Annotated in this window: 17 protein-coding genes and 2 pseudogenes; 6 read left to right on the plus strand and 13 right to left on the minus strand. The window is 72.8% G+C overall.

Going from position 1 to position 23,054, the window contains the following annotated elements; all coding sequences use genetic code 11:
- Positions 1–139: 139 nt before the first annotated feature.
- Together PCA76_RS23550 and gltB are read right to left on the minus strand one after the other, a co-directional pair.
- Positions 140–1,675 carry a glutamate synthase subunit beta gene (locus PCA76_RS23550; protein WP_272612645.1) on the minus strand — a complete coding sequence of 512 codons (1,536 nt, stop codon included), beginning with the start codon at positions 1,673–1,675 and terminating at the stop codon, positions 140–142.
- On the minus strand, positions 1,668–6,359 hold the full coding sequence (gene gltB, locus PCA76_RS23555; protein WP_272619552.1) for a glutamate synthase large subunit: 4,692 nt from the start codon (positions 6,357–6,359) through the stop codon (positions 1,668–1,670). The genes PCA76_RS23550 and gltB overlap by 8 nt, the downstream gene beginning before the upstream one ends.
- Positions 6,360–6,533: 174 nt before the next feature.
- Between gltB and PCA76_RS23560 the strand changes: the two genes are divergently transcribed.
- Positions 6,534–7,370 carry a GNAT family N-acetyltransferase gene (locus PCA76_RS23560; RefSeq protein ID WP_272619554.1) on the plus strand — a complete coding sequence of 279 codons (837 nt, stop codon included), beginning with the start codon at positions 6,534–6,536 and terminating at the stop codon, positions 7,368–7,370.
- 18 nt (positions 7,371–7,388) lie between these two features.
- Here the strand turns inward: PCA76_RS23560 and PCA76_RS23565 are convergent, their stop codons facing one another.
- On the minus strand, positions 7,389–8,576 hold the full coding sequence (locus PCA76_RS23565; RefSeq protein ID WP_272612646.1) for an FAD-dependent oxidoreductase: 1,188 nt from the start codon (positions 8,574–8,576) through the stop codon (positions 7,389–7,391).
- Between the two features lie 15 nt (positions 8,577–8,591).
- Positions 8,592–9,779: a prolipoprotein diacylglyceryl transferase gene (gene lgt, locus PCA76_RS23570; RefSeq protein WP_272612647.1), complete on the minus strand. Its 1,188-nt coding sequence runs from the start codon at positions 9,777–9,779 to the stop codon at positions 8,592–8,594.
- A gap of 102 nt (positions 9,780–9,881) precedes the next feature.
- Here lgt and PCA76_RS23575 point away from each other — a divergent pair, with 102 nt between their 5' ends.
- Positions 9,882–10,445 (plus strand): NUDIX hydrolase, encoded by a 564-nt coding sequence (locus tag PCA76_RS23575; protein ID WP_272612648.1) that lies wholly within the window; start codon positions 9,882–9,884, stop codon positions 10,443–10,445.
- 71 nt (positions 10,446–10,516) lie between these two features.
- Here the strand turns inward: PCA76_RS23575 and trpA are convergent, their stop codons facing one another.
- From trpA to trpC, 3 genes are read right to left on the minus strand one after another with little or no spacing between them, the layout of a single operon-like run.
- A complete protein-coding gene (gene trpA / locus PCA76_RS23580; protein ID WP_272612649.1) occupies positions 10,517–11,320 on the minus strand; it encodes a tryptophan synthase subunit alpha in 804 nt (267 codons plus the stop codon).
- Between the two features lies 1 nt (position 11,321).
- On the minus strand, positions 11,322–12,560 hold the full coding sequence (trpB, locus tag PCA76_RS23585) for a tryptophan synthase subunit beta (protein ID WP_272612650.1): 1,239 nt from the start codon (positions 12,558–12,560) through the stop codon (positions 11,322–11,324).
- Positions 12,561–12,598: 38 nt separating this feature from the next.
- Entirely contained in the window at positions 12,599–13,402 is an 804-nt protein-coding gene (gene trpC, locus PCA76_RS23590) for an indole-3-glycerol phosphate synthase TrpC (RefSeq protein WP_172862221.1), read from the minus strand.
- Between the two features lie 487 nt (positions 13,403–13,889).
- Here trpC and PCA76_RS23595 point away from each other — a divergent pair, with 487 nt between their 5' ends.
- Positions 13,890–14,159, plus strand: a complete 270-nt coding sequence (locus PCA76_RS23595; protein WP_272612651.1) for a hypothetical protein — start codon at positions 13,890–13,892, stop codon at positions 14,157–14,159.
- Between the two features lie 27 nt (positions 14,160–14,186).
- On the opposite strand, the gene PCA76_RS23600 is transcribed toward PCA76_RS23595, so the two are convergent.
- From PCA76_RS23600 to PCA76_RS32685, 4 genes and pseudogenes are all read right to left on the minus strand, one after another.
- Positions 14,187–14,777 carry a Trp biosynthesis-associated membrane protein gene (locus PCA76_RS23600; RefSeq protein WP_272612652.1) on the minus strand — a complete coding sequence of 197 codons (591 nt, stop codon included), beginning with the start codon at positions 14,775–14,777 and terminating at the stop codon, positions 14,187–14,189.
- Positions 14,778–15,127: 350 nt separating this feature from the next.
- Positions 15,128–16,681: an anthranilate synthase component I gene (locus PCA76_RS23605; RefSeq protein WP_272612653.1), complete on the minus strand. Its 1,554-nt coding sequence runs from the start codon at positions 16,679–16,681 to the stop codon at positions 15,128–15,130.
- On the minus strand, positions 16,678–17,112 hold the full coding sequence (gene hisI, locus PCA76_RS23610; protein ID WP_272619557.1) for a phosphoribosyl-AMP cyclohydrolase: 435 nt from the start codon (positions 17,110–17,112) through the stop codon (positions 16,678–16,680). The genes PCA76_RS23605 and hisI overlap by 4 nt, the downstream gene beginning before the upstream one ends.
- 180 nt (positions 17,113–17,292) lie before the next feature.
- Positions 17,293–17,979, minus strand: a pseudogene (locus PCA76_RS32685) (phosphoribosyl-AMP cyclohydrolase); the annotation flags it as partial.
- A 195-nt stretch (positions 17,980–18,174) separates the two neighbouring features.
- On the opposite strand from PCA76_RS32685, the gene PCA76_RS23620 reads away from it, so the two are divergent.
- The 3 genes from PCA76_RS23620 to PCA76_RS23630 all read left to right on the plus strand — a co-directional run bounded on the left by PCA76_RS23620 (position 18,175) and on the right by PCA76_RS23630 (position 20,328).
- Positions 18,175–18,918: an ABC transporter ATP-binding protein gene (locus PCA76_RS23620; protein ID WP_272612654.1), complete on the plus strand. Its 744-nt coding sequence runs from the start codon at positions 18,175–18,177 to the stop codon at positions 18,916–18,918.
- Positions 18,915–19,670, plus strand: coding sequence for an ABC transporter permease (locus PCA76_RS23625; protein ID WP_272612655.1), 756 nt, complete (start codon positions 18,915–18,917; stop codon positions 19,668–19,670). The genes PCA76_RS23620 and PCA76_RS23625 overlap by 4 nt, the downstream gene beginning before the upstream one ends.
- A gap of 61 nt (positions 19,671–19,731) precedes the next feature.
- Positions 19,732–20,328 (plus strand): TetR/AcrR family transcriptional regulator, encoded by a 597-nt coding sequence (locus tag PCA76_RS23630; RefSeq protein ID WP_272612656.1) that lies wholly within the window; start codon positions 19,732–19,734, stop codon positions 20,326–20,328.
- Between the two features lie 3 nt (positions 20,329–20,331).
- Here the strand turns inward: PCA76_RS23630 and PCA76_RS23635 are convergent.
- Both PCA76_RS23635 and PCA76_RS23640 read right to left on the minus strand, forming a co-directional pair.
- Positions 20,332–21,080: pseudogene (locus PCA76_RS23635) on the minus strand (DUF2470 domain-containing protein).
- Between the two features lie 85 nt (positions 21,081–21,165).
- On the minus strand, positions 21,166–22,947 hold the full coding sequence (locus tag PCA76_RS23640; protein ID WP_272612657.1) for an ABC transporter ATP-binding protein: 1,782 nt from the start codon (positions 22,945–22,947) through the stop codon (positions 21,166–21,168).
- Positions 22,948–23,054 lie beyond the last annotated feature (107 nt).

A 23,054-nucleotide genomic window follows, 5' to 3' on the forward strand; every position in this document is an offset into this window, starting at 1 on the left:
AGCGGCAGCCCACCGGCTCGGTGGCGGTCCGCACCGATTGCCCACGTTTGTGAGCGGCCTCACCAGCGGAAACGTCCGGCCGGCGGGCAGGAAGCTGCCGCACCGACCGGACGTCGACCTGTCTGGTGACGCTCCCGGGTCAGCGGGCGGCGAGCGCCTGCGCCGCCGGGCCGACCGGAGCCGGCAGCGCACCGACCCCGCCGAGATACCCGTGGATGGCGGCGGCCGCCGCACGCCCCTCGGCGATGGCCCAGACGATCAGCGACGCACCCCGGTGCATGTCACCGGCGACGAACACCCCGTCGGCATCGGTCTGCCAGTCGTCACGGGCGTCGACAGCACCCCGGGGATTACGGGTCACGCCGAACTGGCCCAGCAGCGGCTGCTGCTCGGTGCCCTCGAAGCCGATCGCCAGCAGCACCAGATCGGCCGGCAACTCCCGCTCGGAGCCCGGCACCACGGTGACGACCCGCCGGCCGTCGCGCTTCTCGACGGTCACCTCGGCGATCCGCACCGCTCGCACCTGGCCGGTGCCGTCGTCCACGAACTCCTGCACCGCCACGGCGAAGACCCGCTCGCCGCCCTCCTCATGCGCCGGGTAGCTGCGCAGGATCCACGGCCAGGTCGGCCACGGGTCCCGTGCCTCGTCGCGCTCGCTCGGCGGCTGCGGGTACAGGTCGAGCTGGTGCACGCCGGCAGCGCCCTGCCGGTGGGCGACACCGAGGCAGTCGGCGGCGGTGTCACCACCACCGATGATCACCACGTGCTTGCCGGCCGCGTCGATCGGGGTGCCGTCCGGCAGCAGCGCACGCGCCGGCCGGCCCTCGCCGGTGACCACGACGCCGGGCTGGTCGGTGGCCGCGGTGGCGACCGCGCGATTCGCCGCGACCAGATGCGCCATTGCCTGGTGTACGCCCCGAAGCGCCCGCCCCGGGGTCTCCGGGGTGTCCCGGCCCTGCAACGCGCCGCAGGCCAGCAGCACCGCGTCATGCTCGTCGCGAAGCTGCTCGGCGGTGATGTCCACCCCGACGTTCACGCCGGTGCGGAAGCGCACCCCCTCGGCGGCGAGCTGGGCCAGTCGGCTGTCGATGTGCCGCTTCTCCAGCTTGAAGTCGGGGATGCCGTACCGGAGCAGGCCACCGATCGCGTCGTCACGCTCGTACACCGTCACCGCGTGACCGGCGCGGGCCAGTTGCTGGGCGGCGGCGAGCCCGGCGGGCCCGGAGCCGACGACGGCGACCGACCGGCCGGACGGCGCCGGCACCGGGCGGGGAGCGAAACCGCGTGCCGCGGCGGCGTCGGCGATCTCCACCTCGACCTGCTTGATGGTCACCGGCTGGCCGCCGGAGATACCGAGCACGCAGGCCGCCTCGCAGGGCGCCGGACAGAGCCGGCCGGTGAACTCCGGAAAATTGTTGGTGGCGTGCAGCGACTCCACGGCGGCGTCCCAGTTGCCGGTACGCACCAGGTCGTTCCAGTCCGGGATGCGGTTGCCCAGCGGGCAGCCGTCGTGGCAGAACGGGATGCCGCAGTCCATGCATCGCGTGGCCTGCTCACGGACCAGTTCCTCGCCGGCCGACGGGTATACCTCATGCCAGTCGCTGATCCGCACCGGCACCGGACGGCGGGCCGGCAGTCGCCGGTCGTAGCGCAGGAAACCGTTCGGGTCAGGCACGTGCCACCTCCTGTGCAGCCACCCGCGGGGCGGGCGGCACCGACATCGCCGGCTGAGCCGACGGCGTCAGTTCTTTCATCACGGCGTCGTCGACGTCGAGGCCGGCGGCTTCGGCGGCCCGCATGATCTCCAGCACCCGGCGGTAGTCGCGGGGCACCACCGCGGTGAACTCGGCCACCGCCTCCGGCCAACGCTTGAGCAGCTCCTCGGCCACCGCCGACCCGGTCTCGGCGACGTGCCGCTGAACCAACTCGTGCAGCAGCGACTGCTCCTGCTCGCCCAGCGGCGCCAGGTCGACAAGTTCGGCGTTGACCCGCGCACGGTCCAGGTGGTGCACGAACGCGGTGCCGCCGGACATGCCGGCCGCGAAGTTACGGCCGGTCGCGCCGAGCACCACCACCGTGCCGCCGGTCATGTACTCGCAGCCGTGGTCACCGACGCCTTCGACCACGGCGATCGCGCCGGAGTTGCGCACGGCGAACCGCTCTCCCACCCGACCGCGCAGGAAGACCTCGCCCGCCGTGGCCCCGTACAGGATGGTGTTGCCGGCGATGATCTGATCCTCGGCCCGCTGCCCCGGCTCGGCGTCGGGGTCGAGGAACGGCGCGGCGGCGTCCGGACGGACGATGACGCGTCCACCGGAGAGGCCCTTGCCCACGTAGTCGTTGGCGTCGCCGTGCAGTCGCAGGGTCACGCCGCGCGGCAGGAACGCGCCGAACGACTGCCCCGCCGTGCCGTGCAGCACGAACTCGATGGTGTCCTCGGGGAGGCCGGCGCCGCCGAAGCGACGGGTCACCTCGCCGCCGAGCATCGCACCCACGCTGCGGTGCTCGTTGCGCACCGCCACTTCGACCCGCACCGGCGCCCCGTCGGACAACGCCGGACGGGCCAGCGCGATCAGCTCGTTGTCCAGTGCCTGTTCCAGGCCGTGATCCTGGGCGCGAACCCCACGTCGGGCGGCGCCGGCGGGCAACTCCGGAAGGTGCAGGACGGGCGCCAGGTCCAACCCGTGCGCCTTCCAGTGCGTCACCGCCGGGGCGACGTCGAGCAGCTCGGACTGCCCGATCGCCTCCTCGATCGACCGGAAGCCCAACTCGGCCAGGTATCCCCGGACCTCCTCGGCCAGGAAGAGGAAGAAGTTCTCCACGAACTCCGGGGTGCCGGTGAAGCGCTCCCGGAGCACCGGATTCTGGGTGGCGATGCCGACCGGGCAGGTGTCCAGGTGGCAGACCCGCATCATCACGCAGCCGGCAACGATCAGCGGCGCGGTCGCGAAGCCGAACTCCTCCGCGCCGAGCAGCGCCGCGATCAGCACGTCCCGGCCGGTCTTGAGCTGGCCGTCGACCTGCACGGTGACCCGGTCGCGCAGCTTGTTGAGCAGCAGCGTCTGCTGCGCCTCGGCCAACCCCAGCTCCCACGGGGTGCCGGCGTGCTTGAGCGAGTTCATCGGGGAAGCGCCCGTGCCGCCGTCGTGGCCGGAGATCAGGATGACGTCCGCCTTGAGCTTCGCCACGCCGGCGGCGACGGTGCCGACGCCGACCTCGCTGACCAGCTTGACGTGCACTCGGGCAGCCGGGTTGACGCACTTCAGGTCGTGCACCAGCTGGGCGAGGTCCTCGATGGAGTAGATGTCGTGGTGCGGCGGCGGGGAGATCAGACCCACGCCCGGGGTGGCGTGCCGGGTACGGGCGATCCACGGCCAGACCTTGTTGCCGGGCAGCTGACCGCCCTCACCCGGCTTGGCGCCCTGGGCCATCTTGATCTGCAGGTCATCCGCGTTGACCAGGTATTCGCTGGTCACACCGAACCGGCCGCTGGCGATCTGCTTCACGGCCGAGCGGCGGGCCGGGTCGTGCAGCCGCTCGACGTCCTCGCCGCCCTCACCGGTGTTGGACTTGCCGCCGAGGCGGTTCATCGCGATGGCGAGCGTCTCGTGCGCCTCAGCGGAGATCGACCCGTACGACATGGCGCCGGTGGCGAACCGCTTGACGATCTCGGTGACCGGCTCGACCTCCTCGATCGACACGGCCGGGCGCACCCCGGTGCGCAGGGTGAACAGCCCACGCAGCGAGCCGGCCTGCGCGGCGAGCGCGTCGACCTTCGCGGTGTACTGCCGGAAGACGTCGTACTGCCGGCTGCGGGTGGCGTGCTGCAGCAGGAAGACCGTCTCCGGGTTGAACAGGTGCAGCTCACCTTCGCGACGCCACTGGTATTCGCCACCGACCTCCAACCGGTCGGAGGCGGCGGTGCCCGCCGGGGGCCAGGCCAGCGCGTGCCGGGCAGCCACCTCGGTGTGCACGCCCGCGAGCCCCACCCCGCCGATCCGGCTGGGGGTGCCCCGGAAGTAGCGCTCGACCAGCCGGGTGTCCAGGCCGACCGCCTCGAAGACCTGCGCCCCGCAGTACGACGAGACCGTCGAGATGCCCATCTTCGACATGATTTTCAGGACGCCCTTGCCGAGCGCCTTGGCGTAGTTCCGCACCGCGGCAGCGGGCTCGACGCCGGCCAGTGCGCCTGTGGAGATCAGGTCCTCCACCGACTCGAACGCCAGGTACGGGTTGACCGCTGCCGCGCCGTAGCCGATCAGCACCGCCGCGTGGTGCACCTCGCGGCAGTCGCCGGACTCCACGATCAGCGCCGCCTGCGTACGGGTCTGCTCCCGCACCAGGTGCTGGTGCACAGCGGCGGTGAGCAGCAGCGACGGGATCGGCGCCAGGTCGGCGTTGGAGTCTCGATCGGAGAGCACCAGGATGCGTACGCCGTCCTCGATCGCCTCGGAGACGTGCCGGCAGATCTCGGTCAGCCGCGTCTTGATCCCGGCGGCGCCGTCCCGGATGCGGTACAGCCCGGAGACCCGGACCGCCTTGAAACCGGGCAGGTCGCCGTCCTCGTCGATGGAGAGGATCTTCGCCAGCTCGTCGTTGTCGATCACCGGGTGCGGCAGCACGATCTGCCGGCAGCTCGCCGCGCCCGGGTCGAGCAGGTTGCCCTCCGGCCCGATCGTCGACGCCAGGCTGGTCACCAACTCCTCACGGATGGCGTCCAACGGAGGGTTGGTGACCTGGGCGAAGAGCTGGTGGAAGTAGTCGTAGAGCAGCCGCGGCCGGGTGGACAGCGGCGAGATCGGGGTGTCCGTACCCATCGAACCGAGCGGCTCGGCACCGGTGCGGGCCATCGGCCCGAGCAGGATCTTCAGCTCCTCCTCGCTGTAGCCGAAGGTCTGCTGGCGGCGGCGAACAGAGTCGTGCGTGTAGACGGTGTGCTCACGGGCGGGCAGGTCGTTGAGCTCGATCAGTCCGGCGTGCAGCCACTCGGCGTACGGCTGGTCGGCGGCCAACTCGGACTTGATCTCCTCGTCGTGCACGATCCGACCGGCGACGGTGTCGACCAGGAACATCTTGCCCGGCTGGAGCCGCCCCTTCGCGACCACGTGGGCCGGGTCGAGGTCGAGTACGCCCGCCTCGGAGCCGAGCACGACGAGCCCGTCGTCGGTCTGCCACCAGCGCCCCGGGCGCAGCCCGTTGCGGTCCAGCACGGCGCCGACGATCTCGCCGTCGGTGAAGGCCACCGACGCCGGACCGTCCCACGGCTCCATCAGGCTGGCGTGGAAGCGGTAGAAGGCACGCTTGGCCGGCTCCATGCCGGGGTCGTTCTCCCACGCCTCGGGGATCATCATGAGCACCGCGTGCGGCAGGCTCCGCCCGGCCAGGTGCAGCAGCTCCAGGACCTCGTCGAAGTTCGCCGAGTCGGAGGCGCCGGGGGTGCAGACCGGGAAGACCCGCCGGATGTTGCCCGGCACGTTCGGCGAGCGCAGTAGCGCCTCGCGGGCCTGCATCCAGTTGCGGTTGCCACGGATCGTGTTGATCTCACCGTTGTGGGCGATGAAGCGGTACGGGTGCGCCAGCGGCCAGGACGGGAAGGTGTTGGTGGAGAAGCGGGAGTGCACCAGCGCGATCGCGCTGTCCACCCGCTCGTCGCGCAGGTCCGGGTAGAACGCCGGCAGTTGGTCGGGGGTGAGCATCCCCTTGTAGACCATCGTGCGGCTGGACAGCGACGGGAAGTATGCCGGCACGCCCCGCTCGGCGGTCTCCCGCTCGGCCTGCTTGCGCAGGCAGAAGGCCACCCGGTCCAGCTCGATGCCGCGTAGCGGGGAGCCGGCCCGGCCGGCGGGCGAGTCGGTGAGCCGGTGCGCGGCGACGAAGAGCTGCCGGACCCGGGGCATCGCCGCCAGGGCGGTCTCACCGAGCCCGGTCGGCTCGGTCGGCACGTCCCGCCAGCCGAGCACGTCGGCCCCCTCGACCAGCGCGTACTTTTCGACCACCCGGCGGGCACGCGCCTCGGCGGCGTCGTCGTCGGGGAGGAAGACCAGACCGGTGGCGTATTCGCCCGCCGGGGGCAGCGCGACGTCGGCCACCGCGCGCAGGAACGCGTCGGGCACCTGGATCATGATGCCCGCGCCGTCGCCGGTGTTCGGCTCCGCGCCGCGGGCGCCGCGATGGTCCAGCCGGCAGAGCGCGCCGAGCCCGTTGGCGACGACCGAGTGCGACCGTCGGCCGTGCAGGTCCGCTACGAAGGCCACACCGCAGGAATCGTGCTCCTGCGCCGGGTCGTAGAGACCCTGTGCGGGTGGGCGGACGCCGGGCGTCGGGGACGCCTGCGGGCTGTGCGGGTACGGCTGTGTCATTTCCGCGTACGGCTGAGCCACCGGGCCTCCTGTCGTCACTCAGGTTGGAACATGGTGGGGACGACGTCGGCCCGTGGGTCTGTTGAGTCTACGTTAGGGTCGGGGTCGCACGGCCACCTGAGATTGATCACACCGTCCATAGTCTGGGACGTGTAGTCTCGCGCGGTGGATCCGCTGAACAAGCACGTCTTTGACCGGTTGGAACGCTTCTACGACGCGGTGCCCCGCGACGTCGCCGGTGCGGAGGAGCATGGCGGGCTGGTGTTGTTCGTTCGCGAGAGTGCCGGCTGGCCGTTCTACGCCCGCCCCCGGATCGACGCCACCGAGCCGCCGTCGCTGGCCGACGTGACCTCGGTCCGCGAGCGGCAGCGAAAGCTGGGCCTGCCGGAAGCCTTCGAATGGGTGCACGAGACCAGCCCCGAGCTGCTGGCGGTGGCCCGTTCGGCGGGGCTGAACGTGCTGGAGGCGCCGCTGATGGTGCTCGACCCGACCGCGCTGCCGGACCCGGCGACGCTGTCCGACGTGGCGGTGCGGGTGCTGACCGCGGACTCCACCGGCTTCGCCGCCGACGTGGCCGCCCGACGTGCCGTGGCAGCGGTCTCGTTCGCCGCCGCCGGCACCGCGCCCGGTGCGGCCGGTCCGGCCGAGCGGGACGCCGCCATCACCGAACTCGAAATGGCCGCGCTCGACGAGGAACGCACCCGGATCGCCGACGGCCGGCGGATCTCCGCACTGGCCGGCACACCGACCGAGGGTGCGCTGGCCAGCGGCATGGCCATGCGGGTGGACGACGTCGCGGAGATCGCCGGGGTGGCTACTCTGCCGGCCGCCCGACGACGCGGGCTGGGCGCCGCGCTCACCGCCACCATCGCCCGGGAGTTGCGCGCGGCCGGCACCGACCTGATCTTCCTATCGGCGGGCAGCGAGGAAATCGCCCGGGTCTACCTGCGAGTCGGCTTCCGCCGTATCGGCACCGCCTGCATCGCCGAACCCGCCGCTCTCATCCCCTGACCTCTCCCGCGAGCGGGGTCAGGCTGGGGGACGCCACTGGGCGGCGGAGGCGGCGGCACTGGACAGCAGCCGCGAGTTGATCGTGCCGAGTGCGGCGTCCCGGGCGCGCAACGCCAACCGGCCCCGGGTCTGGAGCACCGCCGACATCCGCCGGGTCTGGCGGACCACGGCCGCCGCCCTGGGGCGGCGCACCCGGTCGTACGCCTGAACGGCGTCCGGCAGCCGAGCCTCGCGCAGCAGGGAGGCGAGCGTGGCGGCGTCCTCGAACGCGAGGCAGGCGCCCTGCCCAAGATGCGGCGGCATGGCGTGCGCCGCGTCGCCGAGCAGCACCACCCCGCCCGGCCCGACCGGAAAGCCGTACGCACGGGGCAGCGGGCGCAGCTCGCGCACCTCCTGCTGAACGAGGTCGGCCGGGTCGGTGGCGTCGAGCAGCGCGCCGATCGGGGCGGGCCAGCCCGCGTACCAGCGGCGCAGCAGGGCGAGCTGGGTCTCCGGCGGCTCCGGGCGTGGTGCGCCGGCGGCTGTGGCCACCCAGTAGATGCCGCCCCGGGTGGACCCACCCGAGGATCCGCGCTCGCCCAGCGACGCGGCCACGAACCGGTAACCAGCGCCGAGGACCTCACCGGCCAGCGGCTGGTCGTCGGGTAGCCGAGGTGCCTGATACCAGGGAATGACCGCGCGCCAGGCGGCACATCCGGAGCTGACCACCCGGGACTCGGGGGCGAGTTGGCGGCGGATGCCGCTGTCCGTGCCGTCAGCGGCGACCACCAGGTCGGCCTCGATGGTGTGCCGTCCGTCGCTGACCGCCGGTCGCTCGCCCGGCTCGACCCGGACGTGGCGCACCGTCACCCCGGTCCGCAGCTCGACCCGGTCGCCGAGGCCGGCGATCAGCGTGTCGTGCAGGTCTTCGCGGTGAACCACCACCGGCATCCGGTCGGCCGGGGCAGGCCGGGGCTGCACGAGCCAGTGCCCGTCCGGGCGACGGACCCCGCCGTCGGGCAGCGCGGTGGCGATGGCAGCCAGGCCCGCGCCGAGGCCGAGGGCCTGCAGCGCGCGGACGCCGTTGGGCCAGAGCACCACGGCGGTCGGCTCGGGGCGGACCCGTTCGGCGCGTTCCAACAGGGTGACCTGCCAGCCGGAGCGGGCCAGCGCGCCGGCCACCGCGAGGCCACCGACCCCTGCGCCGACCACCACCGCGCTTCGCATCGGTGCCGCCCCCGCTCAGCTGTCCCGGTCGGCGGGCCGCACGCCCGCGGCGTCGGCCCGGTCGGAGTCCGAGGCCGAGAGTTCGTCCGCCGGCTCGTCGTCGGTCGACGGGCGGTCGACGGGTGCGGCGTCACCGAGCGGCTCGCCGCCGCCCGGCTGGGAGCCCTCGTCGGTGGCCGGCTCCGGCGGCACGACACCGGTGTCCTGCCACGCGGCGTACTGCTCCTCGCTGACCACCCGGTAGCCCTCCGGCGCGGCGGTCCGCGCGGCGGTCTCCCGCTCGGAGAGGTCGACCTGGGACAGGTCGGACGTGGCAGGCGGAGTCGTGGCCGCCGCCGCGCCGAGCGGAATCAGGTAGTCCCGAGGGCCGCGAACCCGCACGAAGTAGATCAACGCGCCGAGGAAGACCAGGGCCGCGGTCCAGACATTGAGGCGGACGCCGAGGATCTGGTTGGCCTCGTCGGTGCGCATCAGCTCGATCCAGAACCGGCCGACGGTGTAGCCCATCACGTAGAGCGCGAACGCCCGACCCCGGCCCAGCTTCAATCGGCGGTCCAGGATGACGACCAACGCGACCACGCCGAGGTTCCACAGCCCCTCGTAGAGGAACGTCGGGTGGTAGAGGCCCGGTTCGAGGATCGGCTGCCCGGCGTCATCGCGCAGCGCGTGCCCCGGATTGTCCGGGTCCATCCGATGGATCTCCAGGCCCCACGGCAGTGTGGTGCGGCCACCGAAGAGCTCGTTGTTGAACCAGTTGCCGAGCCGGCCGACAGCCTGGGCCAGCGGCAGCCCGGGTGCCAACGCGTCGGCCACCACGCCGAACGGGATGCCGAGTTGCCGGGCCGCGATCCAGGCGCCGAGCGCGCCACCGGCGACGGCACCCCAGATCCCGAGGCCGCCCTCCCAGATGTAGAACGCCTTCAACGGCTCACCACCGGCGCCGAAGTATTTCTCCGGCGAGGTGATCACGTGGTAGATCCGGGCTCCGATGATGCCGGCGGGCACCGCCCAGACAGCGATGTCGAGCACCGCGCCGGGCGCGACGCCGCGCTGCCGCAGCCGGCGCTCCGTCACCCAGCAGGCCAGCACGATGCCGGCGATGATGCACAGCGCGTAGGCCCGGAGCGGAAAAGGCCCGAGCTGCCAGACCGCGGTGCTGGGACTGGGGAGGGCCGCCTGGGGGGACAGCGAGGCGAGGGTCACGGGTGCACACGCTACCGCTGCACACCCCACCAGCGGCACCCCGGGCGGCTGGAGCGCGCATCTCGGTGACTTCTGGATTGCGCCGCCGTACGCTCTTTGTCCATGAGCGCGCTCACCTGGGCGGTCGCCGCGGTCGTCAGCGACGACACCGGCCGGGTGCTGCTCTGCCAGCAGGGCCGGGGTGAGCGCCGCTACGCGCTACCCGGCGGGCGGCTGCGCCCGGCCGAGAGCCCGGTGCGGGCGGCCCTGCGGGACATCCGCGCGGAGACCGGCTGGGACATCGAGCTGGTCGACCTGGTCGGCGTCTACCACCTGGCCGGCCCCCTGGGGGAAACCCCGGCGGGACGCGCCGGGCCGCTGCCGGACGTCCTCGTGCACGTGTTTCGGGCTCAAGCCGTCGACACCCGGCCGACGTCCGACCCACCGCCGGGTTGCCGGTTGTCCTGGCACCCGCCCGCCGCGCTGCCCGAGGCGGTCACCCCGCTCACCCGGGCCGCGGTCACCGACGCGGTCGCCGGCCGCTCCGGCGTGCTCCGCGACGTCCCCTGGGCGCCCGATACCGCGTCGCCGGTCGCCCGGCACGCCAGCCCCGACGGCCGGCCGGAGGTGGGGCAGCCACCCGACCAGCGCGGCGGCACGACGACGGACCCGTCTGTGCGGCTCTGACGGCGCCCATGCCCAGCGAGGGCCGGCCGAGTTGAACGTGCTGCCGGTGCGGAGGGTCGAGTGCCGAGCGGTCAGCGGGTGGGAGTGCGGACGCCTTCGGCGAGTTCGGCGCTGAGGGTACGCAGGGCGGCCAGCCCCTCCGCCTCGGTGGACGCGTCGAGCACGCACCGGACCAACGCACTGCCGACGATCACCCCGTCGGCGTACCCGGCGACGGTGCCGGCCTGCGCACCGGTGCCCACGCCCAGACCGACACCGACCGGCAGGTCGGTGACCGCCCGGACCCGGGAGACCAGCGTGGGCGCGGCATCCGAGGTACGCGCCCGGGCGCCGGTCACACCCATGACGGCGGTCGCGTAGACGAAGCCGCGGCAGTGCTCCACGGTCATCGCCAGCCGCGCATCGGTGGACGACGGCGAGACCAGGAAGGTGCGGTCCAGTCCGTGTGCCTCGGAGGCGGCCAGCCACTCGTCCGCCTCGTCGGGAATGAGGTCGGGGGTGATCAGACCGGTGCCACCGGCAGCGGCGAGGTCACGGGCGAACACGTCCACGCCGTAACGCTCGACCGGGTTCCAGTAGGTCATGGTGACCACTGGAGCGCCGGTGGCCGCCACCGCCTCGATGATCCGCAGCGTGTCCGCCGTGCGGACACCCCCGGCCAGCGCGATGTCACTGGCCTTCTGGATCACCGGCCCGTCCATCACCGGGTCGGAGTATGGGATCTCCACCTCGATGACGTCGACGCCGGCCTCGACCATGGCGGTCATCGCGGCGATGCTGCCCTCGACGGTCGGGAAACCAGCAGGCATGCAGCCGACCAGCAGTGCCCGTCCGTCGGCGCGGGCCTTGTCGAAGGCCACCCCGATCCGGCTCATCTCACCGCTCCTTGTCGAGGATGCCGAAGTAGTCGCCGGCGGTGTGCACGTCCTTGTCGCCCCGCCCCGAGAGGTTGACCACGATGGTGGGCTCCCGGCCCAGCTCGGCCGCGAGCTTCGGAGCCAGCGTGAGGGTGCCGGCGAGCGCGTGCGCGCTCTCGATCGCCGGAATGATCCCCTCGGTGCGGCAGAGCAGCTCGAACGCGGCCATCGCCTCGTCGTCGGTGACCGGCAGGTAGCTCGCCCGGCCGGTGTCGTGCAGCCAGGCGTGCTCGGGCCCGACACCCGGGTAGTCCAAACCGGCGGAGATCGAGTGCGACTCCAGGGTCTGCCCGTCGGCGTCCTGCAGCACGTAGGTGCGGGCGCCGTGCAGCACGCCGGCCGACCCGCCGGTGATGCTGGCCGCGTGCCGGCTGGTGGCCACACCGTCGCCGCCGGCCTCGAAGCCGTACAGACGCACGTCCTCGTCGCCGACAAAGGCGTGGAAGATGCCCAACGCGTTGGAGCCGCCGCCGACGCAGGCGGTGACCGCGTCCGGCAGCGTGCCGGTGAGGTCGAGGCACTGCTGGCGGGCCTCGTCACCAATGCCCCGGACGAAGTCGCGGACCATCGCCGGGAACGGGTGCGGGCCGGCGGCGGTGCCGATCAGGTAGTGCGTCTCGTCGACGTTGGCCACCCAGTCACGCATCGCCTCGTTCATCGCGTCCTTGAGGGTGCGCGAGCCGTTCGTGACCGGGACGACGGTGGCGCCGAGCATCCGCATCCGGGCCACGTTGAGCGCCTGCCGCTCGGTGTCGACCTGGCCCATGTAGACCACGCATTCCAGGTCGAACAGGGCCGCGGCCGTCGCGGTGGCCACGCCGTGCTGGCCGGCACCGGTCTCCGCGATCACCCGGGTCTTGCCCATCCGCTTGGTGAGCAGCGCCTGGCCGAGCACGTTGCGTACCTTGTGCGCGCCGGTGTGGTTGAGGTCCTCGCGCTTGAGCAGCACCCGCGCGCCGATCCTCGCGGAGAACCGCCGGGCCTCGTAGAGCAGCGACGGCGTGCCCGCGTAGTCGCGCAGCAGCGCACCGAACTCGGCCCGGAAGGACTCGTCCGCCATCGCCGTGCGCCACGCCCCGTCGAGCTCGTCCAGCGCGGCCACCAGGGCCTCGGGAACGAACCGACCGCCGAAGCGGCCGAAGTGGCCGGCGGAGTCGGGCTGCGAGCCGGCCAGCGGGGCCAGCGCGTCGGCGCTCATCGGAATTCCTCTCGGTGGGAGGTCACGCCGGTGCGGGGTCAGCGCACCGGCCGGGGCGTTGCCGGGTGGTTGCCCGCGTTGACCAGCTCAGCAACCGCCTCGCGCGGGCTCTTCTGGGTGACCAGGCCCTCGCCCACGAGGACCGCGTCGGCACCCGCGGAGGCGTACCGGATCAGGTCGTGCGGGCCACGAACGCCGGATTCGGCGATCTTGACGACGCTGCTGGGGAGGCCGGGCGCGATCCGCTCGAACACCGACCGGTCGACCTCCAGGGTACGCAGGTCACGGGCGTTGACCCCGATCACCTGCGCGCCGGCCTCCAGGGCGCGGTCGGCCTCTTCCTCGTCGTGCACCTCGACCAGCGCGGTCATGCCCAGCGACTCGATCCGCTCCAGCAGGCCCATGAGCACGTTCTGCTCGAGCGCTGCGACGATCAACAGCACCAGGTCGGCGCCGTGCGCGCGCGCCTCGTGCACCTGGTAACTGGAGACCACGAAGTCCTTGCGCAGCACCGGCACGGTGACCGCGGCCCGGACGGCCGCCAGGTCGTCCAGTGAGCCGCCGAACCAGCGCCCCTCGGTCAGCACGCTGATCGCCCGCGCCCCGCCGGCCGCGTAGTCGACCGCCAGATCGGCCGGATCGGCGATCTCGGCCAGCCGGCCCTTGGACGGCGACGAGCGCTTCACCTCGGCGATCACGGCCACGCCGGGCTTGCGCAGCGCCGCGTACGCGTCCAGTGGCGGCGGCGCAGCCGCTGCCAGTTCACGGATCCGCTCCAGCGGAACCTGCTCCTGGCGTCGGGCGACGTCCTCACGCACCCCAGCCAGAATCTCGTCGAGCACGCTTACGGACGCTGCCTGACCGGCCTCGTCCCCCTCCGCGTGCGCATGCTCAGCAGTCACCAACGGACTCCCCTCTCCGGGCGTCATGGGCCGATGCTAGGGGCACCCGACCGACGCCGGACGCCGGGGGTATGGCGCTGCTCACGAAAAGGGCTGCGGCATAATGGCCGACTTGCCGTGAACGGGATGTCACGCAGCGCCACCTCCGGTATCGACCACCGTCACGCGGTATGGAGCCTGGCGGCCACGGTCAGACCGGGCCGATCCATCGATCATGCCACCACTTTCCGGCCGACGCCTCACGACAACGACGCCGGTCGATGCTGTGAGCAAGCTCAAGGCCGAACGGACGGTCCCTGTTCACGGCCGAGACGGGACAGTTGACCGGGCGGTCACCGCGGCGAAACGTCAGCGGGCCAGCATCGTCCTCAGGCAGACTCGATGGCGCGCCTGCCCCGACCGTCGCAACTCCTCGTGCGAGGTGACCGTGAGCATTTCCGAGCCGCAACCGACCATCGGGCTGACCACCATTTCGCGGACGGTGGCGTCGCTCGCCGTCGGGGTGGTGCACACCCTGGAACGGGCCGTGGTGGGCGAGGGACGGATGCGAACCGCACGCGGCAACGCCTGGGAGGCCGTCTGCGCCGACCGCGCCCGCGCCGACCAGCGCGCCGAGCTGAACCGCCTGGTAGCCGAACTGACCACCGCGCGCGCCGCCAGTCGCTCAGTGCAGCGGGAGCGCCAGCCCGTCGGCTGACACCCGTCGGCCGCACTGGCCGTCGCGTCAGTCGGCCGTCGGGTCCTCGCCCCGGTCCAGCGCCTCCCACGCCTCGGTGGTGCGCCGCCCGGCCATCGGAGTCGGCGATACCGCCGGGCCGGCCGGCGTCGACGCGGTCTCCGGGGCGGTCCGCATCGGCCTTTCGTACCGGGCGCCCATCGCCGGCCAGTCGCCGCCGCGCAGCGCCGTCCACAGACCGCCCGCAGCGGCCAGCAGGCCACCGACCAGGCAGAGCGCCGGCCACTGCCGGCTCACCGAACCGCCGACGTCGGCAACGAGCCCGTACCCGCCGCCGGCCGCCACGGCCAGACCGAGCGCGCCGAGCAGCACACCGAGCACCCGGCGCAGTCGACCCCGGGTGGCCAGCACCGCGCCACCGCCGGCCAACGTCACCAGGGCCAACGCCGGCAGCCAGGGCAGCAGGCCCGCACCGCTGCGGGTGTCGCGCACCGGCGGCAGCGGCGCCGGGCGTACCGTCAGCTCGACCGACCAGTTCCGCGTCGCAGCCCACAGCGCCAGGCCCGCGCCGGCCAGACAGAGCAGGACGGCGTACGTCAGCTCGCGCCGGCCCACCGCGGACCTCTCGCCGGCACTCACCGGTCGTGCCTTTCGCTCGCGACTGCGGGGCTCCGCTGCGCTGCACTCCTCGCGCTCACCGAACTGGCCTTTCGCTCGCGACTGCGGGGATCCGCTGCGCTGCACTCCTCGCGCTCACCGAACTGGCCTTTCGCTCGCGACTGCGGGGCTCCGCTGCGCTGCACTCCTCGCGCTCACCGAACTGGCCTTTCGCTCGCGACTGCGGGGATCCGCTGCGCTGCACTCCTCGCGCTCACCGAACTGGCCTTTCGCTCGCGACTGCGGGGCTCCGCTGCGCTGCGCTCCTCGCGCTCACCGAACTGGCCTTTCGCTCGCGACTGCGGGGCTCCGCTGCGCTGCGCTCCTCGCGCTCACCGAGCTGGCCGCAAAGTCTCGGCGGCGGCAATCGCCGCCAGCACGGCGGCGGCCTTGTTCCGCGTCTCCTGGTCCTCGGCGGCGGGATCCGAGTCGGCGACGATCCCTGCCCCGGCCTGCACGTAGGCACGGCCGTCGCGAATGAGCGCGGTCCGGATGGCGATCGCCATGTCCAGGTCGCCGCCGAAGCCGAAGTAGCCGACCGTGCCGCCGTAGAGGCCGCGGCGGACCGGCTCCAGCTCCTCGATGATCTCCATGGCCCGCACCTTGGGCGCGCCGGAGAGCGTGCCGGCCGGGAAGGTCGCGGCGAGCGCGTCGAAGGCCGTCTGGTCGTCACGCAGCGTGCCGGTGACGGTGGAGACGATGTGCATGACGTGGCTGTACCGCTCGATGGTGGCGAACTCGGGCACCTCCACGCTGCCGGGCTGACAGACCCGGCCCAGGTCGTTGCGGCCGAGGTCGACAAGCATCACGTGCTCGGCCCGTTCCTTCGGGTCGGCGAGCAGCTCCGCGGCGAGCGCGGTGTCGGCGGCGGGGGTGCCCCCGCGCGGACGGGTGCCGGCGATCGGGTGCAGCAGCGCCCGGCGCCGCCCGTCCGCAGCTCCGGTGACCTTCAGGTGCGCCTCCGGGGACGAGCCGACGATGTCGAACCCGTCGAAACGCAACAGGTACATGTACGGGCTCGGGTTGCTGGTACGCAGCACCCGGTAGACGTCCAGCGGGTCGGCGTGGGTCGACCGCTCGAAGCGCTGGGAGAGCACGATCTGGAAGCACTCGCCGGCCCGGATCGCCTCCTTCGCCGCCTCCACCGCCTTCGGGTAACCGCCGTCCGGCGTACGACAGAGCACCTCCCCGGCCGGCGGACGCTCCACAGTGGAGATCATCGGTGGGATGGGCCGGGACAACGCGCTGGTCATCGAGTCCAGCCGGCCCACGGCGTGGTGGTACGCGGCGGCGACCTGCGGGGCGCGGTCCGGGGCGTCCAGCGGCGGCAGCACCGCGTTGGCGACCAGGATCGCCGAGCCGTCGTAGTGGTCGAGCACCACCAGGTCGGTGGCGAGCATCATGCCCAGCTCCGGCACGCCCAGGTCGTCCTCGATCAGCTCGGGCAACCGCTCGAAGCGACGAACCAGGTCGTAGCCGAGGTAGCCGACCATGCCCCCGGTCAACGGCGGCAGACCGTCGGACGGGTCCCCGACCGGGCCGGCCAGCGCCGCCACCGTCTCCCGCAGCACGCGCACCGGGTCACCCTCGGTGGGCAGCCCGGCCGGCGGCTGACCGAGCCAGGTCGCCACCCCGTCCCGCTCGATGAGGGTGGCGCTGCTGCGTACGCCGATGAACGAGTACCGCGACCAGGCCATGCCGGCCGAGCCGACGCCCTGCTCCGCCGATTCCAACAGGAACGTGCCCGGTCCACCGGCCAGCTTCCGGTAGACCCCGACCGGGGTTTCCGCGTCGGCCAGCAGCCGCCGGGTGACCGGCACCACCCGCCAGTCGGCGGCCAGCTCGGTGAAGGTGGCCAGGTCGGGGCTGACGGTGCCGTCGGTCATGGCCGTGCCTCCGGGGCGGTGACGGGCAGTTCGGTGAAGAAGCAGGTCCGGTGCCCGGTGTGGCAGGCGGCGCCGACCTGGTCCACGCTCACCAGCAGCGCGTCCCCGTCGCAGTCCAGTGCGACCGAGCGGACGTACTGGTGGTGCCCGGAGGTGGCGCCCTTGACCCAGTATTCGCGTCGGCTACGCGACCAGTAGGTGGCCCGGCCGGTGGTGAGGGTGCGGTGCAGGGCCTCGTCGTCCATCCAGGCGACCATCAGCACCTCGCCGGAGTCGTGCGCGCGGACCACGGCGGCGACCAGACCGTCGGCGCTGCGGCGCAGCCGGGCCGCGATGGCCGGGTCGAGCCGGGACGGGCGGGCCGGGACGGGCGCCACCGGGTCGCTCGGAACGCTGGGGTCGCCGGTCACCGGCGGGTCAGGTACGGGCACAGTGACCAATTGTCCCGCACGCGGTGCGGGCACCGGCGACCGCTCCCGTCTGGGCTGCGACGGAAACCCCGCGGGCCGGGCCAACTGGGCCACGTAGCGATCCAGCCGGCCGTCGACCAGGGCGGCGGCCAGGTCCGCGCCGGCCGTGTCGGCGATCTCCTCGGCGTACGGCCGGATCAACGGCAGTGTGCCGGCGACCAGCCGCACGGCGGCGGCCCAGAGCTGGCCGGTGGCACTCGGGCGCAGTCCGAGGCAGAGCAGCATGTCCGCCCGGTAGCCGGGTGGGGCCACCGGCAGTTCCAGGGCCGCCGCGAAGGCCGCCCGGCGGGAGTAGACCCGCACCGACGGGTTGGCCGGGCGCAGCACCGATGGGCAGAGCCGGGCCAGGTCGGCGACGGCGAGCCGGACCCCGAGGCGGTCGTTGGCGGCCCGGGCGGATGCGGCCTTACCCAGCGTGGCGATCAGCTCCTCGAGTCGGGGTGGCTCGGCGGGCTGGCAGAGCACCGGGAGGTCGATCCGGGGCCGCCAGTGCGGGTCGGCCCAGAGCAGCCGTGCTGGCGCGGTGACCGGCAATCCGAACGCCCAGTCGGCAGGTTCTCCGAGTCGGTGCACCCAGGAGCGGACGTCGCGGGCGGCTACCGAGACGTGAGTGACCTGGCCTGCGGATTCGGCCAGGTAGGCCCGCCGGGCGGCGTACGGGGCGCCGCCGACCAACACGTCGAGGTCGACGTCGCTGTGCGCGGTGGCGGCGCGGCGGGCGTGACTGCCGCGCAGCAGGATGCCGACGACCGGCCGCTCGGCGGCCTGCCGCAATCGCGCGGCCCAGTCTTCAAGAAAACCGCTATCCGGTAACGGAGCGTGACCCACCGAGCCATCGTGCCGTACGTCCGATCGGTACGCAATGCCCGTTGGCGGACTCGGTGTCCGGTCCGGAGCCTACTGCCCGTTCTCGCGCTCGGCGCAACGGTAGGCGGTCAATCGCCGGTCGTGGCGGTTGCGTCGGGATCCGAATTTCATCTAGCGTTGAGTTCAACGGATGATGAGTTTCCTTGGAGGTGCGTGATGGACGACGCGATAGCCGTCCACGACCTGGTCGTCGACCGGGGCGGACGACGGGTGCTGGACGGCATCAGCTGCACCGTTCCGCGCGGCGCCGTCACGGGGCTGCTCGGCCCCAGTGGCAGCGGCAAGACCACGTTCATGCGCGCGGTGGTCGGGGTGCAGATGGTCAGTGGCGGGACGGTCACCGTCCTCGGTCAACCGGCCGGCTCCCCCGCGCTGCGGCACCAGGTGGGCTACCTGACCCAGGCGCCGAGCGTCTACGCCGACCTGACCGTCCGGGAGAACGCCCGCTACTTCGCGGCCCTGTACGGGCGGGGCCGGGTCGAGGCCGACCGGGCGATCAGCGACGTCGGGCTGGCCCAGGCGGCCGGCCAACTCGTCGCCACCCTCTCCGGCGGTCAACGCAGCCGAGCCTCACTGGCCTGCGCCCTGGTCGGGGAGCCGGAGCTGGTCATCCTCGACGAGCCGACCGTCGGTCAGGACCCGGTGCTCCGGGCCGATCTGTGGGCCCGGTTCCACGCGATGGCCGCCGCCGGCACCACCCTGCTGGTGTCCAGTCACGTCATGGACGAGGCGGCCCGCTGCGACCGGCTGCTGCTGATCCGCCAGGGCCGGTTGATCGCCGACGACAGCCCGGCCGCCGTCCGCGCCGCCGCCGGCGTGGACGACCTCGACGAGGCGTTCCTGCGCCTGATCCGCGCCAGCGAGGCCGGTCACGCGACGACCGGACAGGAGAAGTCATGAACCCCCGGATCCTGGCGGCCACCACCGGCCGCATCCTGCGTCAACTCCGGCACGACCGGCGGACCATCGCGCTGCTCGTGGTGGTGCCGGCGGCCCTGCTCACCCTGGTCTACTTCATGTACGCCGACCAGCCGACCCCACCCGGGCAGCCGACGACGTTCGACCGGATCGCGCTGGTGATGCTGGGGATCTTCCCCTTCGTGATCATGTTTCTGGTGACCAGCATCGCCATGCTCCGGGAACGCACCTCCGGCACCCTGGAACGGCTGCTCACCACGCCGCTGGGCAAGCTCGACCTGCTCTTCGGGTACGGCATCGCGTTCGGGCTGGCCGCCGCCGTGCAGGCCGCGGTCGCCGCCGGTGTGGCGTACTGGATCTTCGATCTGCACACTGCCGGCAGCATCGGGCTGGTGATCGGGATCGCGGTCGTCGACGCCGTGCTCGGTGTCGCCCTCGGGCTGCTCTGCAGCGCCTTCGCCCGCACCGAGTTCCAGGCAGTACAGTTCCTGCCAGTCGTGGTGATCCCCCAACTGCTGCTCTGCGGGCTGTTCGTGGCCCGCGACCAGATGGCCGGCTGGCTCCAGGCGCTCAGTGACGCCTTCCCCCTGTCGTACGCCGTCGAGGCGTTGCAGGAGGTCGGCGCCCACGCCGAACCGACCGGCAGGATGTGGCGGGACGTGGCGGTGGTGCTCGGCGCGGCGGTGCTGGCTCTGGTGCTCGCGGCGGCCACCCTGCGCCGGCGCAGCGGCTGAGACTGCGACGCCGTGGGCCGGCCGGCCCACGGCTGCCCAGGTGGACGAACGAAGGGCGGCGATGACGCGGCGGACCGGCCGGCGACCCGGCAACCCGGACACCCGGGAGGCGATCCTCGACGCCGCGCGGACGGCGTTTGGCGAACGCGGCTTCGACGCCGCCTCGATCCGCGCCATCGCCGCCACCGCCGGGGTCGACCCGGCTCTCGTGCATCACTACTTCGGCAGTAAGGACCAGCTCTTCCTCGCCGCGATGAACGCGCCGATCGACCCGGCCGAGATGCTGCCGAAGGTGCTCGCGGGCGACCGGGACGGCATCGGCGAACGGCTGGTACGCGCCTTCCTCGCCATCTGGGACTCGCCAGCCGGCACGGCCGCGCAGGCACTGTTGCGCTCCGCGGTGAGCAACGAGTGGACCGCCCGACTGCTGCGCGAGTTCGTCACCACCCAGGTGCTACGCCGGGTGCTGGAGCACCTCGACGTCGATCCGGCCCAGCTGCCGATGCGCGGCTCCCTCGTGGCCACCCAGATGATCGGCCTGGCCATGATGCGGCACGTGGTGCGCCTGGAACCGGTCGCCTCGGCGGACCCGGAGACCCTGGTCGCCGCGATCGGGCCCACGATCCAGCGCTACCTCACCGGACCGCTGCCCTCCTAGGGGTCAGCGCGGCGGGCGGGCGTCGGCCGGAAGTCGCAGCGGCGGCAGCAGCCGCGGCAGCTCGGCCGGGTCGGTCACCGGGCCGGGGAACGCCAGCCGGATCCGACGCCGGGCTCCGGGTCGGCCGATGGCGACCACCAGCCCGTAACGGTCGATGCGCACCACCCGCGGCGGCCCGTCCGGGGTCTGCTCGGTCAACCCGAGCTGGCGGCGCAGGTACTCGGTCACCTGGGCGCCGTCGCGCTCGGCGAGGTCGGCGAGCAGGCGCGCCTCGACCGGGTGCACCGGGTCCGGCTCGGCCTCGGCGTACGCCACCGGGTCGACCCGGTGCACGACGCCGGCCCGCTCCCAGCGGACCTCGACCACCTCGAAGCGGAACAGCCGGAACCGGGTGCCCAGGTCGAGCAGGTCGCCGGTCGGCTCCACCACGGCGAAGTCGACCGCCGCGTCACGGGCCTCGTCGCCGCGCAGCTCGGCAGCCCAGCCGGAGACCCACGCCCGACCCAGGCCGGGCGCACCGGCGGCGGGCGGCAGGTCGAGCACGTCGAGCACCACCGCGACGTCGCTGCCCCCTCGGCCGGTTGCAGTGCCGCGGCCAGGTGGCTGGCCACCGGCACCAGCAGCAGCACCTGCCCGTCCGGGTCGGTCACGTGCCGGGCGTGGTGCGGGCCCGGCCGGTGGGCCAGGTGGACGAGACCGGGCAGGCGGCCGGCGACGAGGGTCCGAACGATCTCGGCGGGGTTGGGCCGCATGGGCGCGACTCCTTCAAAGGTTAGGCTTACCTAACCCGGAGCCTAGAGCACCCGGCCAGCGACGTCCACCACAACAGCGCCCTCGTTACCGGGTCTGCTCCAGCCAGGAGGCGTAGAGCAGCCCGTACACCGAGTCGGCGTCGCGGACCAGCTCGTCATGCGGACCGCGTTGCACCACCCGTCCCCGGTCCACCACGATCACCTCGTCGGCGGCCTGCGCCGTGGAGAGCCGGTGCGCGATCGCGAGGGTGGTCCGACCTCTGGTGACCGCGTCCAGGGTGCGTTGCAACCGCACCTCGGTCGCCGGGTCCACCGCGCTGGTCGCCTCGTCCAGCACCAGCAGATCCGGATCGGCCACGTACGCCCGGGCCAACGCGACAAGCTGCCGCTCCCCGACGCTGAGCGCCTCACCGCGCTCCCCGACGGGCGTGTCCAGACCCGCTGGCAGCCCGTCCAGCCAGTCCGACAGGCCCAGCTCGGTGAAGGCGGCACCCAACTGCTCGTCGGTCAGCTCCGGCCGGGCGAACCGGACGTTGTCCCCCACCGTGGCGTCGAAGAGGAACCCGTCCTGCGGCACCATCACCACCCGGGAACGCAGCGAATCGAACCGGACCTCCGCCAGCGGCACCCCGGACAGCAGCACCGCCCCGGCCGACGGGTCCATCAGACGCGTCAGCAACTTGGCGAAGGTGGTCTTGCCACTGCCGGTCTCGCCGACCACCGCCACCCGACTCTTCGCCGGGATCTCCAGGTCGATGTCGTGCAGCACCGGCGGGCCACCCGGGTAGGCGAACCGCACACCCGCGAACCGAATGTCCAGCGGCCCGCCCGGCAGCTCCCGACCCTGCTCCCCCGGGTCGGCCACGTCCGGAGCGACGTCCAACACGTCCAGCACCCGACGCCAGCCGGCGATCGCGTTCTGCGCCTCGTTCAGCACCTCGGTAGCGATCTGCACCGGCTGGATGAACAGCGTCACCAGGAAGAGGAACGCGGTCAGCTGGCCGATCGACAGCGTGCCGTCCACCCCCAGCGTCACCCCGAGCACCACCACACCGGCCAGTGCCAGCCCCGCGGCCAGCTCACCGACCGAGCTGCCCACGATGCTGATCCGGATCGCCCGCTGCTGCGCCAGGCGCTGCCCGTCGATAGCCTCGTCCAGCCGCCGCGCGGTACGCCCCGCGATCCCGTACGCCCGGATCACCGGCGCGCCCACCACGCTCTCGCCGATCGCGCCGAGCAACGTGCCGGTGCGCTGGCGCACCGTCGCGTACGCCGCGCCCAGGCGACGTTGCAGCTGCCGGATCACGAGCACCGCCGGCAGGAACGCCGCCAACACCACCAGGGTCAACTGCCAGGAGTACGCGAGCATGACGGCGGTCGTGACCACCAACTGACCGAGGTTGACCAGCAGGATCACCCCGCCCCACTGGAGGAACTGGGTGATCTGGTCGACGTCGCTGGTCACCCGCGAGACCAGCGAGCCGCGCCGCTCGGACTGCTGGTGCAACATCGACAGGTCGTGCACGTGCCGGAACGCCCGCGTCCGTACGTTGGCCAGCGCGGTCTCGCTGACCGTGAACAGCCGGCGCATCATCAGGTAGCCGCAGATCGTCGTGATCGTCAGGATCGCCGTCGTGATCGCCGCCACCGACCAGACCACATTCAGATTCAGGCCACCGACGATCCCCCGGTCGATGCCCTGCTGGACGGCGACCGGCACGGCCACCCGACCGACCATGTAGACCAACGCCAGGGCCAGCGTGCCGGCCAGGCCGGTCCGTAGCTCCGGCGAGAGCGCCAGGCCCCGACGCAGCGTCTGCCAGGTCGTCTCGGCCCTCTCGTCCCGCTCATCAGTCTTGGCGCTCACCGGGCTGGCCTTTCGTTCGCGACTGCGGGGCTCCGCTTCGCTGCACTCCTCGCGCTCACCGGGCTGGCCTTTCGTTCGCGACTGCGGGGCTCCGCTTCGCTGCACTC

It is taken from the genome of Micromonospora sp. LH3U1 (genome assembly GCF_028475105.1).
Classification (GTDB): Bacteria; Actinomycetota; Actinomycetes; order Mycobacteriales; family Micromonosporaceae; genus Micromonospora.

Bases quoted from the DNA above. Each gene is read 5' to 3' on its own strand.
- gltB (WP_272619552.1), bottom strand. From the start codon at position 6,359: ATGACACAGCCGTACCCGCACAGCCCGCAGGCGTCCCCGACGCCCGGC.
- PCA76_RS23565 (WP_272612646.1), bottom strand. From the start codon at position 8,576: ATGCGAAGCGCGGTGGTGGTCGGCGCAGGGGTCGGTGGCCTCGCGGTG.
- PCA76_RS23575 (WP_272612648.1), top strand. From the start codon at position 9,882: ATGAGCGCGCTCACCTGGGCGGTCGCCGCGGTCGTCAGCGACGACACC.
- trpA (WP_272612649.1), bottom strand. From the start codon at position 11,320: ATGAGCCGGATCGGGGTGGCCTTCGACAAGGCCCGCGCCGACGGACGG.
- trpB (WP_272612650.1), bottom strand. From the start codon at position 12,560: ATGAGCGCCGACGCGCTGGCCCCGCTGGCCGGCTCGCAGCCCGACTCC.
- PCA76_RS23605 (WP_272612653.1), bottom strand. From the start codon at position 16,681: ATGACCGACGGCACCGTCAGCCCCGACCTGGCCACCTTCACCGAGCTG.
- PCA76_RS23620 (WP_272612654.1), top strand. From the start codon at position 18,175: ATGGACGACGCGATAGCCGTCCACGACCTGGTCGTCGACCGGGGCGGA.
- PCA76_RS23625 (WP_272612655.1), top strand. From the start codon at position 18,915: ATGAACCCCCGGATCCTGGCGGCCACCACCGGCCGCATCCTGCGTCAA.
- PCA76_RS23630 (WP_272612656.1), top strand. From the start codon at position 19,732: ATGACGCGGCGGACCGGCCGGCGACCCGGCAACCCGGACACCCGGGAG.